This is a genomic window from Lentzea xerophila (genome assembly GCF_051094245.1).
Lineage (GTDB): Bacteria > Actinomycetota > Actinomycetes > Mycobacteriales > Pseudonocardiaceae > Lentzea > Lentzea xerophila.
In genome coordinates, this window is the sequence record NZ_CP194934.1 from 3,898,763 (window position 1) to 3,917,929 (window position 19,167).

The following is a 19,167-nucleotide window of genomic DNA, read 5'->3' on the forward strand; positions in this document are numbered from 1 at the left end:
CCGGCACCGCCGCTAGCCTCCCGCGCGAAGGCCCCGAGGAGCGGAGGAGCCATCAGCGGGTTGAGCGTGCGGGTGCTGGGCCCGCTCGAGGTCTGGCGCGACGGCCGCAGGGAGAGCCTGGGCGGCGTCAAGCAACGGGCGCTGCTCGGGCATCTTGCGTTGCACGCGAACACCGGCGTCTCGCTCGACCAGCTCGTCGAGGCGCTGTGGCCGGTGTCCCGGCCGCGGTCGGTGGTGTCGAACGTCCGCACGTACGTCTGGCAGCTGCGGAAACTGCTCGACGACCACCTGCGCACCCACGGCACCGGCTATGTGCTGGCGGTGTCGCCTCAGGAGCTCGACGCGTTGCTGTTCGAGGAGCTGGCGGCCGAGGCACGCCGCCGGCCTGACGCCGCGCTGGAGCTGTTGCGGCGGGCGGAGTCGCTGTGGCGGGGCAGGCCGTTGGAGGACCTGCCCGACCACGACGCGTGGACGCCCGCCATCGCACGGCTGCAGGAGGCACGGCTCGTCACGACCGAACAGCGGCTCGCGTTGCAGGTGGCGCTGGGTGAGAGCGCCGCCGCGATCCCGGAGCTGCGGGCGTTGCTGGCGGAGCACCCGTACCGCGAGAGTGTCTGCGGGCAGCTCGTGGTCGCGTTGCAGCGGGACAACAGGCGTGCAGAGGCGCTGCGGGTCTACTCCGACATGCGCGAACGGCTCTCGGACGAGCTCGGGCTGGAACCGGGACCGGCGCTGCGGGAGGCCCAGCTCGCGGTGCTGCGGGACGAACCGGCCGGTGCGCCGATCCGGCAGCTGCCGCCGTCGGTGCCGGACTTCTGCGGCCGGGTGGCGGAGATCGAGGCGCTGGCCGCGGCATTGCGACACGGCTCGCTGTCCGCGCCGGTGGCGAGCGTGACCGGGCCGCCCGGTGTCGGCAAGTCGGCGCTCGCGGTCCGGGTGGCGCACGAGGTCGGTGACCACTTCCCGGACGGTCAGCTGTACGTGGACCTCGCCGGCACGGCCGAGCAGCCGCGTGACCCGGCCGACGTGCTCACGGAGCTGTTGCACGCCTTGGGGATCACCGGTGCCGGGTTGCCCGCGCAGCTCGCGGCCCGTGCCGCGCTCTACCGCTCCCGGCTCGCCGGGCGGCGGGTGCTGGTCGTGCTCGACGACGCCGCCTCGGTGAGCCAGGTGGTACCGCTGCTGCCGGCCGACGCCGGGTGCGCGGTGCTGGTGACGAGCAGGCGCCGGTTGCCCGAGCTGCCCGGAGCGCCGCAGGTGGACCTGCGGCCGTTCGACCCCGAAGAGGCCGCCGCGCTGCTCGCGGGCATCGCGGGTGAGGACCGCGTCCACGCCCAGCCCGCCGAGGCCGCGGCGATCGCCCTCGCGTGCGGGCACCTGCCGCTGGCCATCCGGGTGGCGGGCGCGCGGCTCGCCGGGCGCGGCGGGTGGTCGATGCAGGTTCTGCGGGAACGGCTGGTCGACGAGTCGACCCGGTTGCGCGAGCTGAGCTCCGGTGAGCTGGCGGTGCGGGCGAGCTTCGACCTCAGCGTCCGGCAGCTGCCCGAACGCGAGTTCCAGGCGTTCGTGCGGCTGGCGTTGCTCGGGCCGCACGACTTCCCGAGCTGGGTGGCCGGGGCGTTGCTCGACGAGCCGGGCGGCGACCACCTCGTCGACGGGCTGGTCGACGCGAACCTGCTCGAGTCCTGCGGCGCCGACGGGATCGGGCAGCCCCGCTACCGGCTGCACGACCTGCTGCGGTGCCACGCGTGGGAGCTGGCCCGTTCGGTGACCGGCCGGTCGGCCGCGCTGGAGCGGACGCTGCGGGCGTGGCTGTGGCTCGCGGTCACGGCGGCGCGCCGGTTGCCGGTCACCTTCGGCACGACGATCGCGAACGTGCCCCGGGTGCGGGCACCCGAACACCTGCTCGCCGAGCCGGTCGCGTGGTTCGAGGCCGAGCGGCGGACGTTGTGCGGGGCGGTGGACATCGCGGCGGCCGCCGGTCTCGACGAGGTGGCGTGGCAGCTCGCGGCGGCCTGCGTGCCCTTCTTCGACCTGCACAGCCACTACGAGGACTGGGCGTGCACGCACACGCGGGCTTTGCACTGCGTTCGCGCGGCCGGGAACGAGGCAGGCGAGGCGGCGTTGCTGCGCGGCCTCGCCCAGGTGCACATCTACCGCGACGAGTTCGCCGAGGCCGAGCAGGGACTGCTTGCGGCACAAGACCTTTACCGCTCGATCGGGGACGAACGCGGTGAGGGCACCGCCGTGGCGGGCATCGGTGTGATCTACCGGCTGCGGGCGGAGTACGAGCGCTCAATGGCCTGCTACACCGAGGCGTTGCGGCTGCTGGAGTCCGCCGGCGACCTGCATTCCGTCGCGCATGTGCGGGCGTCGATCGGCGGGGTGCATGGCTCGCTCGGTTCCCCGCGGGAGGCGCGGGAGTGGCTCACCGGCGCCCGGCAGCTCGCCGCCGACCTCGGTGACGCGCATCGGGAAGCACTCGTGCTGGTCCGGCTCGCCGCGCTGTACCGCACCACGGGCGAGCACGCGGAGGAACTGGTCAGCGCGCGCCGGGCCGTGTCGATCCTGATGGACCTCACCGACGAGCGGTGCACGGCGTTCGCTCAGGTCGAGCTGGCTGAGGCGTTGCTCTCGAACGGTCACCCGCGGGCGGCGCACGACCTGGTGCAGCAGGCGTTGGAGACCTACCGCCGGACGGGCAACAGGGAAGGCGAACCCGCCGCGCAGCGCACGTTGGCACGCGCGGCGGGTGCACTGGATCAGTTGCTGTTGCCGGGCTTCCAGCCGAGGTAGTTGCGGAAGTAGCCCACCGACTTCGCGTGGCCGATCTTGCCGCCGACGCTGGTGGACCAGAACCCGCCGTTGCCGTCGGCGATGCCCACGTGGCCGTACTGGCTGGTGTTCCAGAAGACGAAAGCGCCCTTGGGCGGCGTGCCCTTGGTGCGGCGGGTGCCGTCGGACGACCGCCAGTGCGCGATGGCCGACGCGTGGTGGGTGCGGCGGTTCCACGCGAGCCGCACCGCGCGCTCGCAGTAGCCCTCGTAGGCGGTGCTGCCGCGGCGGTTGGACATCCACTTGATGGCACCGGCCGCCGTCTGCTGGATCGAGACGTCGCCGTCGAGCGACGGCGCGGACGCCGTGTCCTCGAGCCACGGCTGCGCGATCTCGACGGTCGGGCTGGGCGCCTCCTGGCCGGTCGCACCGGCCGGGGTGGCGGTGCCGATCAGAGCCGCGCTTAGCAGGCCGATGGCCGCCGCCGTCAGTTTGGTGAACCGCATTGAAGATCCCCTTTTCGCATGGCTGAACTGCTCCAGCAGCGTCTCGGGGGCACATCCACAGCCGATACATCGCCGATACACGGGGTCCGGCCCGGTCCACCGGGCCGGACCGTTCACGTGGTCACCGGCGGCTCCCGTACTGGGCGATCACCGCCTGCACCAGGAGCGGACTCGTGTCCGGCACATCCGCATCGCCCACGGCGATCATCCGGTCGGTGCCGGGAACCGCGGTGATGGCGTTGTAGCTCGCGCCGGACGTGCCCGCCGGGGCCGGTGCCGGGGTGCTGACCCAGGCGCCCGCGCGGTAGGTCTCGAAGGCGGTGCCCGGCGAAGGCGGCAGGTTGCCGATCACCCACGGTGCTCCGGAGGCGCCGACCGCGACGCCGGCCAGGTCCGGGGCGCTCGGGCTGGTGAGGACCTGCCAGGTGGTGCCGTCCCCGCGCACGACGAGCGTGCCCGACCCCATGCCCCCGGTGTCGCCGACCGCCCAGATGTCGCGCGAGGACGTGCCGTCGATCGACTGCAGGCTCAACGCCTGCCCGGTGCCGCCGACCGGGACCGCGCTCCACGAGGTGCCGTCCCAGTGGAACAGCACCGGGCCGATGTGACCGTTCCACCAGCCGTTGCCGGCCGCCCAGACGTCGTCCGCCGCGAACGCCCGGACGGCGTTGACGGTGCAGAAGTTCGGGAAGCCGCCCATCACGCACTCGGCAGGGGGCTGGTGCTCCCGCCACTCCTGGCCGGTCCACTCGTGGAACACCGCTCTGCTGCCGCTGTACCCCACCAGCCAGACACGTCCGTCCACAAGGGACATGTCGCGGATCGTCACGCCGCCCGGGGTGCTGCCCACGGGGTACGGCACCTCGGTCCACGCCACACCGTCGTAGCGCCACACGGACGTCACGATGTCGTCGCCACCCTGAGACCTCGACTTGCTCAGGAGCCAGACGTCGGACGCCGACGACGCCGCCACGCGCTCGAACGACACCCTGCCCGGCACGGCGGGGATCGGCGCACGGGACCACCGGATCCCGTTCCACTTCAGCAGCAGCGGACCACCGGCGTCCGGCTGGCCCGGGTGGTAGCCCTCGATGCCGGCCGCCCAGGCGTTCCTGGCGTCGACCGCGGTCACGTCCCAGAGGTTGCTGGTGGCCTCGACCCGCGGGATCGACGCGAGGCGCCAGGCAGGAGCCGATCCGGTGGCACCCGCCGGAACAGCGGCGAGAGCCGGTACGACGACCGCGGCCGACAAGACAGCGGCGAACCATCTGCGAACACCCATACTCCATGTCCCCCAAGCTCTTCGACTCGTACAGGACTGATGCGCCGCCGATCATTCATGACGATCGGCTGCCCACCGGGCGTTCGCGGCACCTTGACGTAGTTGAGCCGTGATCGTGGCCCAGCCGACGCGGCCGAGTAACCCGAATGGGATTCAGGTATGCCCTTGTGATCTAGCTCACCCACGGGTACAACTGAACGCACGGTTACCGGAAATCGCACCTCACGGACCACCCTCCCTGCCAACCGAATACTTGTGAGGCCTCGTGCGAACCGCAGTCGTCGTCGCCCTGCTCGGACTCGGTGCGTTCGCTGTCGCCACCGGACTGGTGCTGCAGCTGCACACCTACCCCTTCCTCGCCAAGCTCCAGCACGACATCGACACCGTCACGGTGTCCGAGGGCGAAGGGGTCACCGCGGTCGTGTACCCACCCGGCGGTGTCCCGGAGATCCGCCACAACCTCAGCCTCACCGCGACCACGCACGTCGAGGGTGACCTCGCGGCGCCGGAGGTCAAGGAGGACGGCGACGTCACCGTGTGGAAGCGGGCGACGATCGTCAAGGAGGGCCGGGACGACCTCGTGCTCAGCGCCGAGGTGCGCAAGATCTGCCTGGACCGCCGCACCGGCGAGGCCGTCGCACCGTGCCACGGCGAGTTCTACGAGACCGAACAGGGCAAGCGGATCACCGCCGAGGGCAGGCAACTACTCCAGCCCGGCCTGAACTTCGTGTTCCCGTTCGACACCGAGCAACGCGACCATCGTTGGTACGACACGGTTCTCAAGCGACCGGTCACCATCCACTTCGACGGGGAGCAACGGCTGCAGGGCCTCGACGTCTACCGGTTCGTCCACACCGTGCCGCAGACGGCGCTCGACCGGTTCGAGGTGCCGGGTTCACTGGTCGGCCGGCCGGAGTCCTCGGTGGACGTCACGCAGTACTACGGCGTCACGCGCACGTTGCTGGTCGAACCCAGAACCGGCGCAGTGCTGTCGGTGCGCGAGGACATCAAGCAGGAACTGCGCACCGCCACTCAGGAGGAGGGCGCCGGAACCCCGGTGTTCAACGGAGAGCTGCGGCTGACGAACGCCTCGGTCACCGCGAACGTGGACGAGGTCAAGAAGAACCTGCCGAGGCTGTTCGTGATCACCACCCTGCCCGTGCTCCTGTGGATCTCCGGTGCCGTGCTGGTCGCGATCGGACTGGTTCTGCTCTTCCTGCACCGGCGCGGATTCCTCGCCGGCGCGCTGGCGCTGGTGATCGGTGCGGGCCTGGCCGGCGCGATCACCTACGGGGTCACCGGCGCCAGCAGCCCCGACGGTTCGCTCGACCTGGAGAACGTCGTGTCGTCCTCGAACGTCGACTACGGACTGCGATGACCTCCGCGGTCCTCCTCGATGATCCTTGCGACGCCGAGCAGCGCGCCTTCCGCCGCCGGCACCGCGATCAGGGTCACCGGCAACGGGTTCCCGTCGGCGTCCGAGCCCGCGCGCACGGACACCGCCGGGTATCCGCTGACCCGCCAGAGCGGGGAGAACGGCGACGTGTCGCCGTTGCGCACCAGCACTCTCCCCGGCAACGCCGTGGTCTCGGCCGGGCCGGTGTGGCCGGGCGTCACCAGCACGTCGACGCCCGCGAACATCTCCTCCAGCATCACCCGTTCCGCCGCCCGCAGCGAACGGCAGATGCCGCGCAACGGCGTGGGCACGACCCGGCCCAGCAGTTCCAGCTCACGACGCCCGGCGGTCAGGTGCGGGGCGAGCAGGAGCCGGGACTCGCTGGCCAGGTGCGGGTCGTGGTCCACGACCTCGCCGACGTGGAACGACAACAGCGCGGCGACGTCCTCGACGGCACGGCGCATGGGCGCGCGCGTCCGCGTGGTGACCGAGACGCCGCGCAACGACACGCCGATCCTCAGTGGACGGTCCGCGGGCTCGGCCTGCCAGCCGAGCCCGGCCAGGACGTGTTCCACGTCGGCGACGTCCCTCGCCAGCACACCGGACCCACCGGAGGTCTCGAAGCCCACGACTCCGGCGGCACCGGCGGGCACCAGCCCGGCTCCGGGAGCGCGGCGCGCGAGCACGGCGGACACCACGCCGGAGGCGACGGCGATCGCCGTGCCCGAGACCCGCGGGTCGAGCGCCGTGATTGGCAGACCCGACGCCGGGTTGCGGTGTCTCTCCGCCGCGGACGTCCGGCCGACGACCACGGCCCCGGCCGCCGCCAGAACGCCGGCAGCCGCACGGGGCAAGGAGTCCTCAACCGCGAGCGGCAGGCCCAGGAGCCCACCGCGTTCGCCACGGGCCAACCGCCGATCGGCCTCTTCGGCACTGCGCCGGGCGGCCGCCAAATCGACATCTGTGAAAACGTGCCGCCGCGAACCCAGCCGGTGTTCGGTCGCCGCAAGGAGCTCTGCTGCGGTGGTCGTACCGCGTGCGAGCAGCCGGGCCTGCTCAGCTGCTCCGGGATAGCACACAGGGATTTCTTCCACGTGTCTCTTCCTCCGGCATCGTCGCCGTCGAGTAAGGAGCTGGTCGCTTCAGCCGCTACCCGTTGGATCGCAGGGGTTCCGCCGAACGGCTCCGAAGTCCGGCGGCCGAGTAGCTGCTTTCTCCACGCAGACCGATCAAGATGACCCGAGTCACCCCGGTCGGGGGGTTGCGCAGAGGTTACTGTCCGGTAGGTTCCTCGCCACTGTGACTTCCCTCATACACCTAGAAGGAGGACGAGTGCGACGTGTTGCGAGCCTCGTGCTGGTAGGACTGGGCATCTTCTCGCTGGCGCTCGGAGCAGTCCTGCGCTTCTACGTGTACCCCGAGCTCGCCGTCGTGCCGCTCGACCAGAAGACGGAATCCGTCGCGGAAGGCGCCGCGAAGGTCTTCTACCCCAAGGACCTCGTCGTCAAGGACGCCCTGCTGACGGCCACCCGCAAGGTCGAGAGCAACCTGACCCTGCCCGAGGCGAAGGTCGACGGCGACGTGATGGTGTGGGACCAGGGCCTCGTCGTCACCGACTCCGAGAACCAGCTCGTCTCCGCCATGAAGCACCGGGTGTGCCTGGACCGGCGGACGAACATGGCGCTCGAGAAGTGCAGCCAGCAGTACGTGACCGACGACGAGAAGGGTCCCACCGCCGACGACAGGGCGGTGCGCCAGGAAGGCCTGAACTACAAGTTCCCGTTCGGCACCGAGGCGCAGGACTACGAGTACTTCGACACCACCCTGCGCAAGGCGTCGACCGCGCGCTACGAGGGCACCGACGAGATCAGCGGGCTCGAGGTCTACAAGTTCGTCCAGAAGATCCCGTCGACCAAGTTCCGCGACCAGGAGGTGCCGGGCCAGCTGGTCGGCAGCTCCGAGGCCTCGGTCACGGCGGAGCGCCGCTACCAGAACACCAGGACCATGTGGGTGGAGCCGGTGAGCGGCATCATCGTCAAGGGTTCGGAACAGCAGCGGCAGGTACTGGTCGGGCCGGACGGAAAAGAAGGAACGGTGCTGCTCGACGCCACTTTGACCTTCAACGAGGAAACGGTCAAAGAATCGGTCGAGCGCGCCACCGACGCACGGGACAAATTGACGCTGATCAGCAGCACCGGCCCGATCGTCCTGCTTTCCGTGGGAGCGGTGCTGCTGCTGGCGGGAATTCTGCTCGGCGTGGTCGGACGACGCGCTAGGCACGTCGCCTGAGCACGATCACGAAGTTCCACGAGGCGACCTCCCTGACCCCCGGGACACGGGTGATCCACTTCGCCCACCACGGGTGGTACCGGGGGAACGTCTCGACCACGTCGGCGGCGGCCTGGCGGTGAGCCCACCTCCGGACCGCCCCGACGCTCACCGGGAACAGGGAAGTACCGAAGGAGTTCTTCGGCGGTTTGCCGTTGCGGCGCTCGTAGCGCCGCCGCGCGTAGTGGCCGCCGAGGAAGTGCCACGGCGCGGTCTCGTGACCACCCCAGGGCGAGAACCACGGCGTGTAGGACATGAAGATCGTGCCTCCTGGCCTGGTCACCCGCACCATCTCGGCCAGCATCAGCCACGGGTCACCGACGTGCTCCAGGACGTTGGAGGAGTAGCAGACGTCCACCGAGCCGTCGCGGAACGGCAGTGCCGTCCCGCTGGCGCGGATCATGCCAGGGTCGGGCTCGCCGCGGGCGGACAGCTCGCCGACGTCCGGGTCGAGACCCACGTACCGGGCGCCGGCGGCGCGGAACGCCTCGGCGAAGTAGCCGGGACCGCCGCCCACGTCGAGGACGACGCGGCCGCTCAGCGGCACGTACGAGGACAGCTGACCGACTGAGTCGTCAGCCAGCACCCGGTAGAAGTGGTCCGGGTCCGACTGTTCTTTCAAGAATGCGCGAAAAAGCTGAACAGAGCGCGCGAAAGTTGGCTTGTGCGAACTTTCTCGGGCCGAAACTTGACCGATCTCGACCATTGCCACCGCCTGCATTCCGTCTACTATGGCTACCTGGCGGTAACCTAACATCCGGGAGAGGCAGATGTCGCGTTGTCCCGATAGCCGGCCGAGCATTCTGCTGGTGAATTGGCGCGACACCAGACACCCTGAGGGCGGCGGTTCCGAACGGTACGTCGAGCGCATCGCCGAAGGGCTCGCGCAGCTCGGCTACCGGGTCGCGATCCAGTGCGCCGGCCACGGTCGCGCCCCTTCCGGCGACTGGGTGGCGGGGGTGCGCTTCCGCAGGCGTGGCAACAAGTTCACGGTCTACCTGCACGCCCTGCTGGCCATCCTGCGTTCCGACGCGGACGTCATCGTGGACGTGCAGAACGGCATGCCGTTCTTCAGCCGGCTCGTCGCGCGCTGCCCCGTCCTCGTGCTGGTGCACCACGTGCACCGCGAGCAGTGGCACAGCGCGCTCGGCCCGGTCTTCGGCCGGATCGGGTGGTGGATCGAGTCGTGGCTCGCACCCCGGCTGTACCGCAAGTGCCGCTACATCACGGTGTCCAACGTGACGCGCGACGAGCTCGGTCAGCTGGGCGTCGAACTGCGCCGCACCGCCGTCGTCCCGAACGGGCTCGACGCGCCACCGGCGGTGACCGCGCGCCGAAACGACGCCCCGGTCCTCGTCGCGGTGTCCCGGCTGGTGCCGCACAAACGGCTGGAGCACGCGATCGACCTGGTCGCGCGGCTGCGTCCCCAGTGGCCGGACCTGCGGCTGGAACTGGTCGGCGAAGGCCCGTGGAAGGACGTGTTGCAGCAGCACGCGATCGACCGCGGCGTGGCGGACAGCGTCGTCCTGCACGGCTGGGTCGACGAGCAGACCAAGCACGAGATCCTCGCCGGGGCGTGGGTGCACCTGTGCCCGTCGGTCAAGGAGGGCTGGGGCATCGTCATCATGGAAGCCGCCTCGCACGGCGTGCCCACGATCGCGTACCGCTCGGCGGGCGGCGTGGCCGAGGCGATCGTCGAGCACCGTACGGGCTTGCTGGCCGACGACTTCGACGAGTTCGTGCGGCACGCGGACACGCTGCTGCGGGACCGGCCGTTGCGCAAGGCGATGGGCGCGGCGGGCCGGGAGCGCGCCCGGCAGTTCAGCTGGGAGGAGAGCCTCGACGCGTTCGAGCACGTCCTGCACGGCGCCCTGCGGTCCACCGCCGGGCCTCGCGGCCACTGAGCGGCCGAAGCAACCCGGCGGTCTACCGCCGGGCCTCGTGCCCGGCGACAACCGCGTCGCACAACAGGTCGAGCAGGCCGGCGGTCGCGCCGGCGTCGAAGTCGGTGCGTCGCGCGCGCACCGTGACCGTGGTGACCTCCCCTGTCGTCACCGCGCCGAACGCGACGCCGGACCGGCCGCTGGCCGCGGGGTAGAAGCGCAGGGCGCTCACGCCCGCCCGCACGACGCCGAGGTTCGAGACGAGGAAGGTCGAGCCGAGCCGGGACGCCAGCAGCCGCATCCCCAGTTGCGCCACCGGATTGCGCTCACTGGGGAAGCCCGCTTCCGGCGCCGCGTTCGCCAGCAGCGAGCGGACGTCGTTCTCGTCGGCCCCCGCGGGGAGCCGCAGTCTCAGCAACGCGCTGCCGACCTCGGGACGTGGCTCCGCTCCCCCGCGCCAGGACGCGCCGATCGCGGCGACGACACGGCTGTGCGGGACGCCACGGGCGGCGTTCCACCTCCGCGTCGTGTCCAGCGCGGCCGTGGTGAGCCGGGCGCTGCCCAGCTTGACGGCCGGCAGTGACCGGGACACCAGGTGGTCGCCGGACTCGTTGCCCCGCAACGAGGGCTGGATGCGGGTCGGAGGCGTCCACACGGCCTCACGCACGCGGTCCAGGGCATTGAGCAGATAGGACCTGTCGGGGCTGCGCTGCGCCACACCGGTCGCGGAACTGCGCACGGGTTCACCCAAAGCTATGCCCAGCAACGCGACGAGGCCGAGCCCGTCGACCGCGCCGTGGTGCGCGGCGATCATCAGTGCGTCACCGGAGAGCGCTACCCGGACCAGCGGATCGCTTTCGTGGTAACGCTTGTCGGCGAGCTCGGCGCGCGCGGCGTCCCAATCGGACGGTCGGAGCACGACGGCGGCCGGGCCGAGGTTCGGGAACTCCGCGCAGGCGTGGGACAACCGCGCGGCAACGGCGGAGGGGTCCGGCGCCTCACGGAGGGTCGCCTCCAGCAGGATGCTCCAGGAGGCCGCCGGGTCGCCGGAAAAGGCCACGGTCACCCGGGTCAGCGGGAGCCGTAGTCGAGAACCTCGGGCTCAACGGCCTTCTGGCCCTGCTCCAGCTGCTGCTCCACGACCTTGTCCGGGCTGTTCTGCTGGACGACGATCACGCCGACCCCGCCGGCGAGGGCGGCCCCGGCCACGATCGCGACCAGCACCGAAACCAGTTCCACGTCTACTCCTCACGTCGGGGTGCCGCGAATCTACCGACCGGTAACCGTCTCCACAACAGGCTGGCGCCGATCAGTGACCCCGCCGCGACCCAGGCCAGCACAACGGGTGCGGCGGGTGGGCCGTTCGGGCCATCCGGCGCTGCTCCCGGCACCCGGTACAGGGCGAGGTCCGGTCCGTCGTACACCTTTTCCAGCCGTGCCGTCAGGTTCTCGTCCACCCGGCCCGGCGTCCCGCGCTCCACCAGGACCCAGCCGATGCCGCTCAGGTCACCGGCGCGCACCCGCGCGGCGCGGGGGTCCTCCCCCGCCACGATCCGCCCGCCGACCGACAGCGAGTCGTCCACGACGGTCGTGCCGGGCAGGTAGCGCGGCGCCGGGTCGAGCTGGGTGCGCCGGTCGTTCCAGTCGAACCGCCGGAACGCCGACAGCGGGAACACCACGACATCACCGGGCTGGTCGACGAGCCGCTCCCGCACCGCGGCCCAGTCCGGCGGGTAGTCCACCGGTTCGAGCCGACCGAACCCGCCCCACGCGAGGTCCGGCAGCAGACCGAGCAGCAGCACGGCCACGAGCAGCCGCGCGCGCAGCCGTTCCACCGCGACGGCGAGCCCGATCGCGAACGGCAGCGCCAGCCACGCCACCCACTTCTGGCTGTCACGCAGCAGCCCGGCGCCCGGCACGTGCTCGATCAGCGCCTCCAGCACCGGCACCCCGCCCGGCAGGACCGCGACCAGGGCCAGCAACGCCCCGAACCCACCCAGCCACGCCAACGGCCACACGGGCAGGCGTTTCGCCAGCTCCCGCAGCCCGAGGAACGCAGCCGCCAGGAGCAGTACCGTGATCACGGGCAGCAGCGGGTTGGCGCGGCTCGCCGGGACGACCTCGGCGTTCCAGATCCCGCCCAGGCCCAGCACGCTGAGCACCGGCCCGCCCCAGTTCTCGCCGCGCGCGCTGAACGCCTCGACGCCCGCCGGGTCGGAAAGCCCGTTGTGCAGCAACGAGGGCACCCACCACGGCGCGTTCAGGACCACGCCGATGCCCACGACCTGCCACGCCTTGCGCCGTCCCGCGGTGGCGAGCGCCGTGCCCAGCGCGAGGATCCCGCCCGGCGCCGAGAGCACGGCGGGCAGGCTCGCGAGCACCAGCCGCGTCCACGCGCGTGGTTCGCCCTCACGCACCTTCAACCCGGCCATGGCGACCCAGGGCAGCGCCGCGTACCCCAGCAGCAGCGTCCAATGGCCGATAAAGAGCCGTTCGGCCACATAGGCGTTCCACGAGTACGCCACCGCCGCGACGATCCGCACGCCCGTCTTGTCCGTCGGCACCAGCAGTCCGGCTCCCAGCGCACCGGCGAAGACGATCGCGAGCAACGCGAGCTTCTGCACCAGCTGCCCGGACACCACCTGCGTCACCAACGCCACCACGGCGTCCACCGGCACCGCGCGGGGCAACGCGTCACCGAGGCCGAACGCTGCCGCGTTCAGCGGTTGTTCTGGCGTGAACACCATGTCGTAGACGAGGACATAGCCCGGCAGCAGCACGGGCGCGAGGACGGCGAGGGTCAGCGCCGCGCACGTGGCGTAGAGCTTCAGTCCGTTCGGCCGCACTTGCTCCCTCTCCGGTCGCGCCGGGGCTACAGTCGCCGAAACTACCGGCCAGTAGTACCGGCGGGTAGTACCCCTGCGGCACACCCTGCCACCGGAAGGATCCGGCGTGTCCGCTCCGGCGACGACCACCACCACCCGGCTGGACGCCCTGCTGATCACCGGCGCCCTGCTGGGCGCCAACGCGGCGAGCTACGTGCTCACGATCGCGGCCGCGCGTGCCCTGGCACCCGCCGTGTTCGGCGAGCTCAGCGCGCTGCTCGCGCTCGTGGTCATCGGCGTGGTGCCGGCGATGGGCCTGCAGACCGTCGCCGCGCTGCGCGTGCGGAGCCTCGGCCCCCGTCCTCTGTTCGGGCTCGGGCTGGGCGTGAGCGCGGGCATGACGGTGTTGACGCTGGCGCTCGTGCCCCTGCTCGCCCGCCTGCTGCACCTGGACGGGCCGTGGCCGGTCGTGTGGCTGGCGCTGTCCCTGGCCCCGCTCACCGTTCTCGGCGTCCTGCACGGACTTCTGCAGGGCACGCACCGGTTCGGCGCGCTGGCGTTGCTGGTGTCACTGGAAGGCCTCGGCAAGGTCGGCGGCGGGGTGACGGGTCTGCTGCTCTCCCCCTCGTCGACCTCGGTGCTGGCGGGCACGGCCATCGGCTCGTTCCTGGTCGTGCTGGCCGGGTGGTGGCTGTGCGGCAGGCCTCGCCCGGCACGGCCACTGGGCGGCAGCGAGGTGCTGCACGCGTCGCAGGCCATGCTCGCGCTGGTGCTGCTGGTGAACCTGGACCTCGTGCTGGCCCGGCACCAGCTCGCGGACCAGGCCGGCGGCTACGCGGTGGGCGCGGTCGTCACGAAGATCGCGTACTGGCTGCCGCAGGCCGTGGGAGTGCTCGTGCTCCCCCGCATGGCATGCCCGGACGAACGCCGCCGCACGCTGCCGAAGGCCTTGGCGGTCTGCGCCGGCCTCGACGCTTTCGTGGTCGCGGGCTGTGCGTTGTTCGGACCGCTGGGCGTCTCGCTGATCGGTGGCGCCCACTACGACGGTGACGCGATTCCGCTGTGGCAGTTCGCCCTCGTCGGGTCCTGCCTCGCGCTGGTGCAGCTGCTGCTGTTCTCCCGGATCGCGAGCGGCGACCGGCGCTCCACCTTCGCCGTGTGGGTCGCCGTCGGCGCCGAGGTCGTGCTGATCACCCAGTGGTTCAACGCCTCCGCCGGTCAGGTCGTGACCGGCGCACTGATCGCCACCGCGGGACTGGTCGTCGCCGGTGCTGTCATCGAGGCGCGCAGCACGCGGTCAGCCTGACCTGACCGGTTCCACGGGAGCGGTCCGTTCGGCGTCCGTCTCGGTCGCGTGCCGCGGGCCGAACGGGCGGAACGCGGCCGCGATCACCGCCGAGACCGCCACCAGCAACGCGGCCTGCACCAGCGGGACGTAGGCCCACTCCTGCCCGTGGCCCAGGACCCGGCCGAGCACCGCGACACCGGAGCCGAGCGCGACGCCGCCGAACGCGACCACCTTCGGCGCCGCCGGCCAGAACTCGCGGGCCAGCAGGCAGGCGATCACCGCCACGATGGGCAGCATCCCGCCGAGCACGGCCAGCAGCACCAGCATCGCCACCACCGGCCACCGGCCGCGCGACGGCGCCACGAACGCCACCCTCCGCCGCACCGGGAGCGCGGCGAGCGCGATGACCGCCAGCACGCCCAGCACGCCGACCAGCAGGCCCGTGCGGTAGCGGGCGTCCGGCACGAAGTCCAGCGCCACCACGCCGCCGTCGCCCTCAGGCAGCACCCACGCCTGCTGCCACCCGTCGACGCGGGTCTTCTCCAGCACCTGCCCGTCGAGCGTCGCCCGCCAGCCGTCGTTGACGTTCTCCGGCACCACGAGCAACGCCTGGGCACCCGCCGCGACGGTGATCTCGCGTTCGGTCGCCTCCCAGGTGGTGATGCTGACTTCGCGGTGCGTCGCAACGGGTTTGGGCAGGTCGAGGTGCGTCACGGAGACGTCCTGCACCACGAACGAGTCCGACCTCGACGTGGTCAGCACGTGGTCACCGGCCGTCAGCTCCAGCGCGGTCGCCAGGTCGTCGTCGCACAGCGTCGCCTTGAGCGGGCGGTTGCCGAGGACGTCCCCGAGCACACCGGTCACCGAACTGGTGATCTTCTTGCCGTCGATCTCGATGACCGGTCCCTGTCCGCACGGCACGGTGAACGGCGTCGTCGGCGGCACCGGCCGCAGCACGTCGTCCAGCGCGGGCACGCGGAGCTCACCGATCTCGGCGGGTCCGAGGCCCCGGCCGCCCGTCTCGCGGACGACGAGCTCGAGCTTCTCGGTGGCCGCCGGCCTGATGGTGGCGAGGCCGTCCGCGCCGACGCGCACGACCTCCTCGCCCGCGTCGGTGCGCACCTCGAGCTCGGCGGGGATCCTGGCGCCCGGCACACCCTCGACCCGGAACTCCGACACGGTCCGCTTTCCCTGCCACCCCAACGAGAGCGCCGGCCGCAGGTCCGTCACGTCCGGCACCCACGAGGTACCCGGATCACCGTCCACAGCGGACAGAGCGCTCGCCGCGACGTCGCCCGCGAGCGACGTCGACCCGGTGACGGTGACTCCCTCTGGTGTGACCGGATTCTTGGCACCGGCTGCGGGCACGACGGTGGCGTTCACCGCGAACTTCCCGTCCGCCGAGGTGCGGAAGAGCCGCGTGAGGCCGTTGACCTCCTCGCCGAACCGGGACAGGGCGGAGTCGCACCGCACCGCGTCCCCGGTCCGGTAGCACGCCGGCCGCGGCCCGGTGCCGCGGGTGAAGGAGAAGCCGGGCCGGTCCGCGTCCTGGTCGCGCGGCACGCGGAGCGCCCGCTGCGCCGTCATGCCCGGCACGCTCAGTTCCCTGATGCCGACGTTGCCGTCCTGGCGGTCGGCCGCGACGGCGAGGATCGTGACGCGCACGCTGCCGGTCAGCCCGGGGCGGACGGCGAACTTGTGCGCGCCGTCGCCCGGCGGCACGTCGTGCTCGCTGTCCCCGGCATCCGTGGTGAGGCGGACACGGGTGACGGCCCACCCGACCCGCAGGTCGTCGACCAGGTCGAGCGTCACCTCACCGACCGAGCGCGGGGTGTCGAGGTCGATCTCCAGCCACTGCCCGACGGGTCCGGTGAAGCTCGACGAGTGCCACGCGGACCCGCCGTCGCCGTCGACCGCGGCGAAGGGCGAGTTCGCCGGGTCTATCGCGCCCGCCGCGTCGGCGTAGGCGGTCGAGGTCGACGCCCGGACGGCCCGGATGCCGCGGTACTCGGCCACGGTCTGGTGCTTGACGTCCTGGAACGGCGACACGTCCAGCGCGACGCGTCCCTGCCGGGAGGCCTCGTCCGCGGACATCGTCTGGCTGAGGTTGTCCGACACCCTGCCGACGTTGCGTTCCTTGCGCCGCAGGCCGTCGGTGACGAGCGCGGACCCGGATCGGCCCTGCGCGTCACCGGCGAGGACCGCGGGCTGGTCGGCCTGGAGAAGTCCCTGGGACAGCAGGGGCAGCAACGACTCCGGACCGCCGCTCACCGTCGGCACGTCCGCCGCGTTGACCGCCTTGACCACCGGTACCGGCCGTTTGACCTCGTAGACCTCCAGGGACCTGCCGGTCGCGGTCGCGTCGACCGAGCTGACGAGCCTCTGGTCGCTCATCGCCACCTCGGGCCCGAACTCGGCGACGCGTTCTATGCCGGGAGAGCCTTGCAGCCCCTGGCGCAGCACGGTGAGCGGCGGCGATCCGGTCGGTTCGCGCGCGATGTCGTTGCGCAGCAGGAGGAACCGGTATCCGCCGCGGGCGAGGAAGCCGGCCAGCCCGGCGGAACCTCGCCCGTCCGCGAGGGAGTCGTAGACAGCGTCCATGAACCGCGTGTTGCCCTCGGAGCCGAGTGGCACCTGGTTGCGCACCGCCCACGGCGCCTCGGCGAGCGCCTGCATCGGCTCGTCCACGGTCCTGCCCCACGTGTACTGGCCGAAGCCCGTGGCGGGCAACAACAACGTCCGTGCCCTGCCGTCCTGCTCCGCCAGCCACCCCGCCGCCTCGCGCCAGTGGCCCGGCACGTCCGACCACCCGAGCCCCGGCCGCAGGGTCAGCAGCCACGCGGGTGCCGCGACGACGACGATCAGCGCCACGGCGACCCCCGTCCGGACCCGGCGCCGCCAGTGCTCGGACGCCGCCCGCAGCCCGGCGGGCCGCGACAGGTGCAGGCCGTGGACGAAGCCCAGGATCAGGCACAGCCGCAGCACGGGCTCGAACTTGTGCACGTTGCGCAGGGGCGCGAGCGGCCCGTCCAGCAGGCCGCGGACCGTCTCGGCGAGCGGCGAGTCGAGCGACCCGACGTAGCCGACGGTCAGCAGCGTCAGACCCGCCAGCGTGCCCAGGACGAGGAACCGGCGTTCCGGCAACCCGAGCCGGGCCAGCCCGACGACACCGATCAACGCCACCAGTGCCGTGCCGGCCATCAGCACGGGGTTGTCGACGAGCACGAACCCGTTGGGCCACCACGGTTCGCCCTGCAGCACGTAGGCGACCCACTGGTTCGTGCCGCGCAGGACCTGGAACAACGACATCGGCGCGGTCGTGTTCGCCGCCGACTCGATGTAGTCGAGGAACGGCAGGCTGTACCGCCCGAGCAGCAGCAGCGGGACGATCCACCACAGCGCGACCGCGATGACGCACCCGCACCACCACAGCACCAGCCTCACGTGCGCGCGGTTCCACTTGCGCGTCAGCAACCAGATGCCGGGCAGCACCAGGGCCATGACGACCATCGCGCCGTTGATGCCGCCCATTGCGAGCACCGCGAGCGCGGACAGCGCGGCCGCCCGGCGCGGCGACCCGATCCGGTCCGCCAGCACGAGCGGCAGCAGCACCCACGGCAGCATGACGGCGGGCAGCATCTCCGCCGAGAGCGGCCCGATCTCGGTCAGCACGCGAGGTGCCAGCGCGTACGCGAGCGCACCGGCGTATCGGGTCGGTTCGTGGCCGATGCGCAGCGCGCGGGCCAGCCGCAGCACACCGTAGAACGCGAGGCAGAGCAGAACAGCGCACCACAGCCGTTGGGTGATCCACGCCGGGATGCCGAGGATCTGGCCGATCGCGAAGAACGGCCCCATCGGGAAGAAGTAGCCGTACGCCTGGTTCTGCAGCTCACCCGCCGTCGCCGCGGGATTCCACAGGTGCAGCGCTCTGCCGAGGAAGCCGAGGGGGTTGACGGCGAGGTCGAGTTTCGTGTCGAACGTGGCCGTCCCGAACCTCTGCGCGAACGACAGCACCGTGAGTGCGATGAGCACCCACGTCGTCGGGTTCCGGTGTGCGATCTTCAGGCTCCTGATGGCGGAGGAAGTTACCACCGGGTAGTGCTTGGGGGCGACTATCGCTATCTTGGGCCCCCACGACCGTTCTGGGGCGCACTCAGGCAGGTGGAGATGACTTCTTCGACCGCGTTCGAGCAAGCGTGGGAGCTGGGCGATCAGGTTCCCGGCTGGTTGACAGTTGACCAGGCCACCATGCTGTGGAGAGCCGCGCTGCGGCTCGGCCCCGGCGCGCGGATCGTGGAGATCGGCAGCCACCAGGGGCGATCCACCACCGTGCTGGGCATCGCGGCGCGGTCCATCGGCGCGACGGTGGTCGCCGTCGACCCGTTCGTCGAGGGCAGGCTGTTCGGCGGCACGCCCACCCGCGTCCGCTTCGAGAAGAACGTCGCCCGCGCCGGCCTGACGGACGTCGTGCGGCTCGAAGCCGAGTACAGCACCGAACTGCGCAAGCACTGGGACGAGCGCATCGACCTGCTGTACATCGACGGCAAGCACGACTACTGGACCTACACCGACGACATGCGGTGGTCGGAGAACCTCGTGCCGGGCGGCGAGATCCTGGTGCACGACGCGTTCTCGTCCATCGGGGTGACCAGCGGGATCCTGGCGAAGGTGCTGTGCGGCAAGCGGTACGTGTACCTCGACCGGGCGGGTTCCCTGGCGCGCTTCCGGCTGGCGGAGCCCACCTGGGCCGACCGCCGGCGCGTGCTGGCCGAGATGCCGTGGTTCCTGCGCAACGTGTGGATCAAGGTCCTGCTGCGCCTGCGACTCCGGCCGGTCGCCCGGCTGTTCGGCCACGACGGCCCGTACGACCCCTACTGACGGAAC

14 protein-coding genes are annotated in these 19,167 nt (G+C 71.6%); 6 read left to right on the plus strand and 8 right to left on the minus strand.

Annotation, left to right across the window (positions count from 1 at the left end; all coding sequences use genetic code 11):
- Positions 1–66: 66 nt before the first annotated feature.
- Positions 67–2,796 (plus strand): BTAD domain-containing putative transcriptional regulator, encoded by a 2,730-nt coding sequence (locus tag ACRSBM_RS18615; RefSeq protein WP_434453109.1) that lies wholly within the window; start codon positions 67–69, stop codon positions 2,794–2,796.
- Here ACRSBM_RS18615 and ACRSBM_RS18620 read toward each other — a convergent pair.
- The gene (locus tag ACRSBM_RS18620; protein ID WP_434444821.1) at positions 2,763–3,281 is read right to left on the minus strand and encodes a hypothetical protein; all 519 of its coding nucleotides are present in this window, start codon (positions 3,279–3,281) and stop codon (positions 2,763–2,765) included. The genes ACRSBM_RS18615 and ACRSBM_RS18620 overlap by 34 nt on opposite strands.
- A gap of 121 nt (positions 3,282–3,402) precedes the next feature.
- Complete coding sequence (locus ACRSBM_RS18625) at positions 3,403–4,563, minus strand: hypothetical protein (protein ID WP_434444822.1); 1,161 nt, start codon at positions 4,561–4,563, stop codon at positions 3,403–3,405.
- Positions 4,564–4,828: 265 nt separating this feature from the next.
- Here ACRSBM_RS18625 and ACRSBM_RS18630 point away from each other — a divergent pair, with 265 nt between their 5' ends.
- On the plus strand, positions 4,829–5,941 hold the full coding sequence (locus ACRSBM_RS18630; protein WP_434444824.1) for a DUF3068 domain-containing protein: 1,113 nt from the start codon (positions 4,829–4,831) through the stop codon (positions 5,939–5,941).
- On the opposite strand, the gene ACRSBM_RS18635 is transcribed toward ACRSBM_RS18630, so the two are convergent.
- Positions 5,926–6,813 carry a hypothetical protein gene (locus ACRSBM_RS18635; protein ID WP_434444825.1) on the minus strand — a complete coding sequence of 296 codons (888 nt, stop codon included), beginning with the start codon at positions 6,811–6,813 and terminating at the stop codon, positions 5,926–5,928. The two genes, ACRSBM_RS18630 and ACRSBM_RS18635, sit on opposite strands and share 16 nt — an antisense overlap.
- Before the next feature lie 478 nt (positions 6,814–7,291).
- Between ACRSBM_RS18635 and ACRSBM_RS18640 the strand changes: the two genes are divergently transcribed.
- Positions 7,292–8,248 (plus strand): DUF3068 domain-containing protein, encoded by a 957-nt coding sequence (locus tag ACRSBM_RS18640; protein WP_434444826.1) that lies wholly within the window; start codon positions 7,292–7,294, stop codon positions 8,246–8,248.
- Here the strand turns inward: ACRSBM_RS18640 and ACRSBM_RS18645 are convergent.
- Positions 8,232–8,909, minus strand: coding sequence for a class I SAM-dependent methyltransferase (locus ACRSBM_RS18645; protein ID WP_434444828.1), 678 nt, complete (start codon positions 8,907–8,909; stop codon positions 8,232–8,234). The genes ACRSBM_RS18640 and ACRSBM_RS18645 overlap by 17 nt on opposite strands.
- A 187-nt stretch (positions 8,910–9,096) precedes the next feature.
- Between ACRSBM_RS18645 and ACRSBM_RS18650 the strand changes: the two genes are divergently transcribed.
- Entirely contained in the window at positions 9,097–10,191 is a 1,095-nt protein-coding gene (locus tag ACRSBM_RS18650; protein WP_434444830.1) for a glycosyltransferase family 4 protein, read from the plus strand.
- Between the two features lie 22 nt (positions 10,192–10,213).
- Here the strand turns inward: ACRSBM_RS18650 and ACRSBM_RS18655 are convergent, their stop codons facing one another.
- The 3 genes from ACRSBM_RS18655 to ACRSBM_RS18665 are packed head-to-tail and all read right to left on the minus strand — an operon-like array spanning position 10,214 to position 13,016.
- Entirely contained in the window at positions 10,214–11,236 is a 1,023-nt protein-coding gene (locus ACRSBM_RS18655) for a hypothetical protein (RefSeq protein ID WP_434444832.1), read from the minus strand.
- Between the two features lie 5 nt (positions 11,237–11,241).
- The gene (locus ACRSBM_RS18660) at positions 11,242–11,409 is read right to left on the minus strand and encodes a hypothetical protein (protein ID WP_434444834.1); all 168 of its coding nucleotides are present in this window, start codon (positions 11,407–11,409) and stop codon (positions 11,242–11,244) included.
- Between the two features lie 2 nt (positions 11,410–11,411).
- Positions 11,412–13,016 (minus strand): hypothetical protein, encoded by a 1,605-nt coding sequence (locus ACRSBM_RS18665; protein WP_434444835.1) that lies wholly within the window; start codon positions 13,014–13,016, stop codon positions 11,412–11,414.
- Between the two features lie 106 nt (positions 13,017–13,122).
- Here ACRSBM_RS18665 and ACRSBM_RS18670 point away from each other — a divergent pair, with 106 nt between their 5' ends.
- Positions 13,123–14,301 (plus strand): polysaccharide biosynthesis protein, encoded by a 1,179-nt coding sequence (locus ACRSBM_RS18670; protein ID WP_434444837.1) that lies wholly within the window; start codon positions 13,123–13,125, stop codon positions 14,299–14,301.
- Here ACRSBM_RS18670 and ACRSBM_RS18675 read toward each other — a convergent pair.
- Positions 14,293–18,375, minus strand: a complete 4,083-nt coding sequence (locus tag ACRSBM_RS18675; protein ID WP_434444839.1) for an alpha-(1->3)-arabinofuranosyltransferase — start codon at positions 18,373–18,375, stop codon at positions 14,293–14,295. The two genes, ACRSBM_RS18670 and ACRSBM_RS18675, sit on opposite strands and share 9 nt — an antisense overlap.
- A gap of 75 nt (positions 18,376–18,450) precedes the next feature.
- Between ACRSBM_RS18675 and ACRSBM_RS18680 the strand changes: the two genes are divergently transcribed.
- Positions 18,451–19,161, plus strand: a complete 711-nt coding sequence (locus ACRSBM_RS18680) for a class I SAM-dependent methyltransferase (RefSeq protein WP_434444841.1) — start codon at positions 18,451–18,453, stop codon at positions 19,159–19,161.
- Positions 19,162–19,167: the final 6 nt, after the last annotated feature.

Coding starts and splice junctions, on each gene's coding strand:
- ACRSBM_RS18620 (WP_434444821.1), bottom strand. CDS start 3,281: ATGCGGTTCACCAAACTGACGGCGGCGGCCATCGGCCTGCTAAGCGCG.
- ACRSBM_RS18625 (WP_434444822.1), bottom strand. CDS start 4,563: ATGGGTGTTCGCAGATGGTTCGCCGCTGTCTTGTCGGCCGCGGTCGTC.
- ACRSBM_RS18680 (WP_434444841.1), top strand. CDS start 18,451: ATGACTTCTTCGACCGCGTTCGAGCAAGCGTGGGAGCTGGGCGATCAG.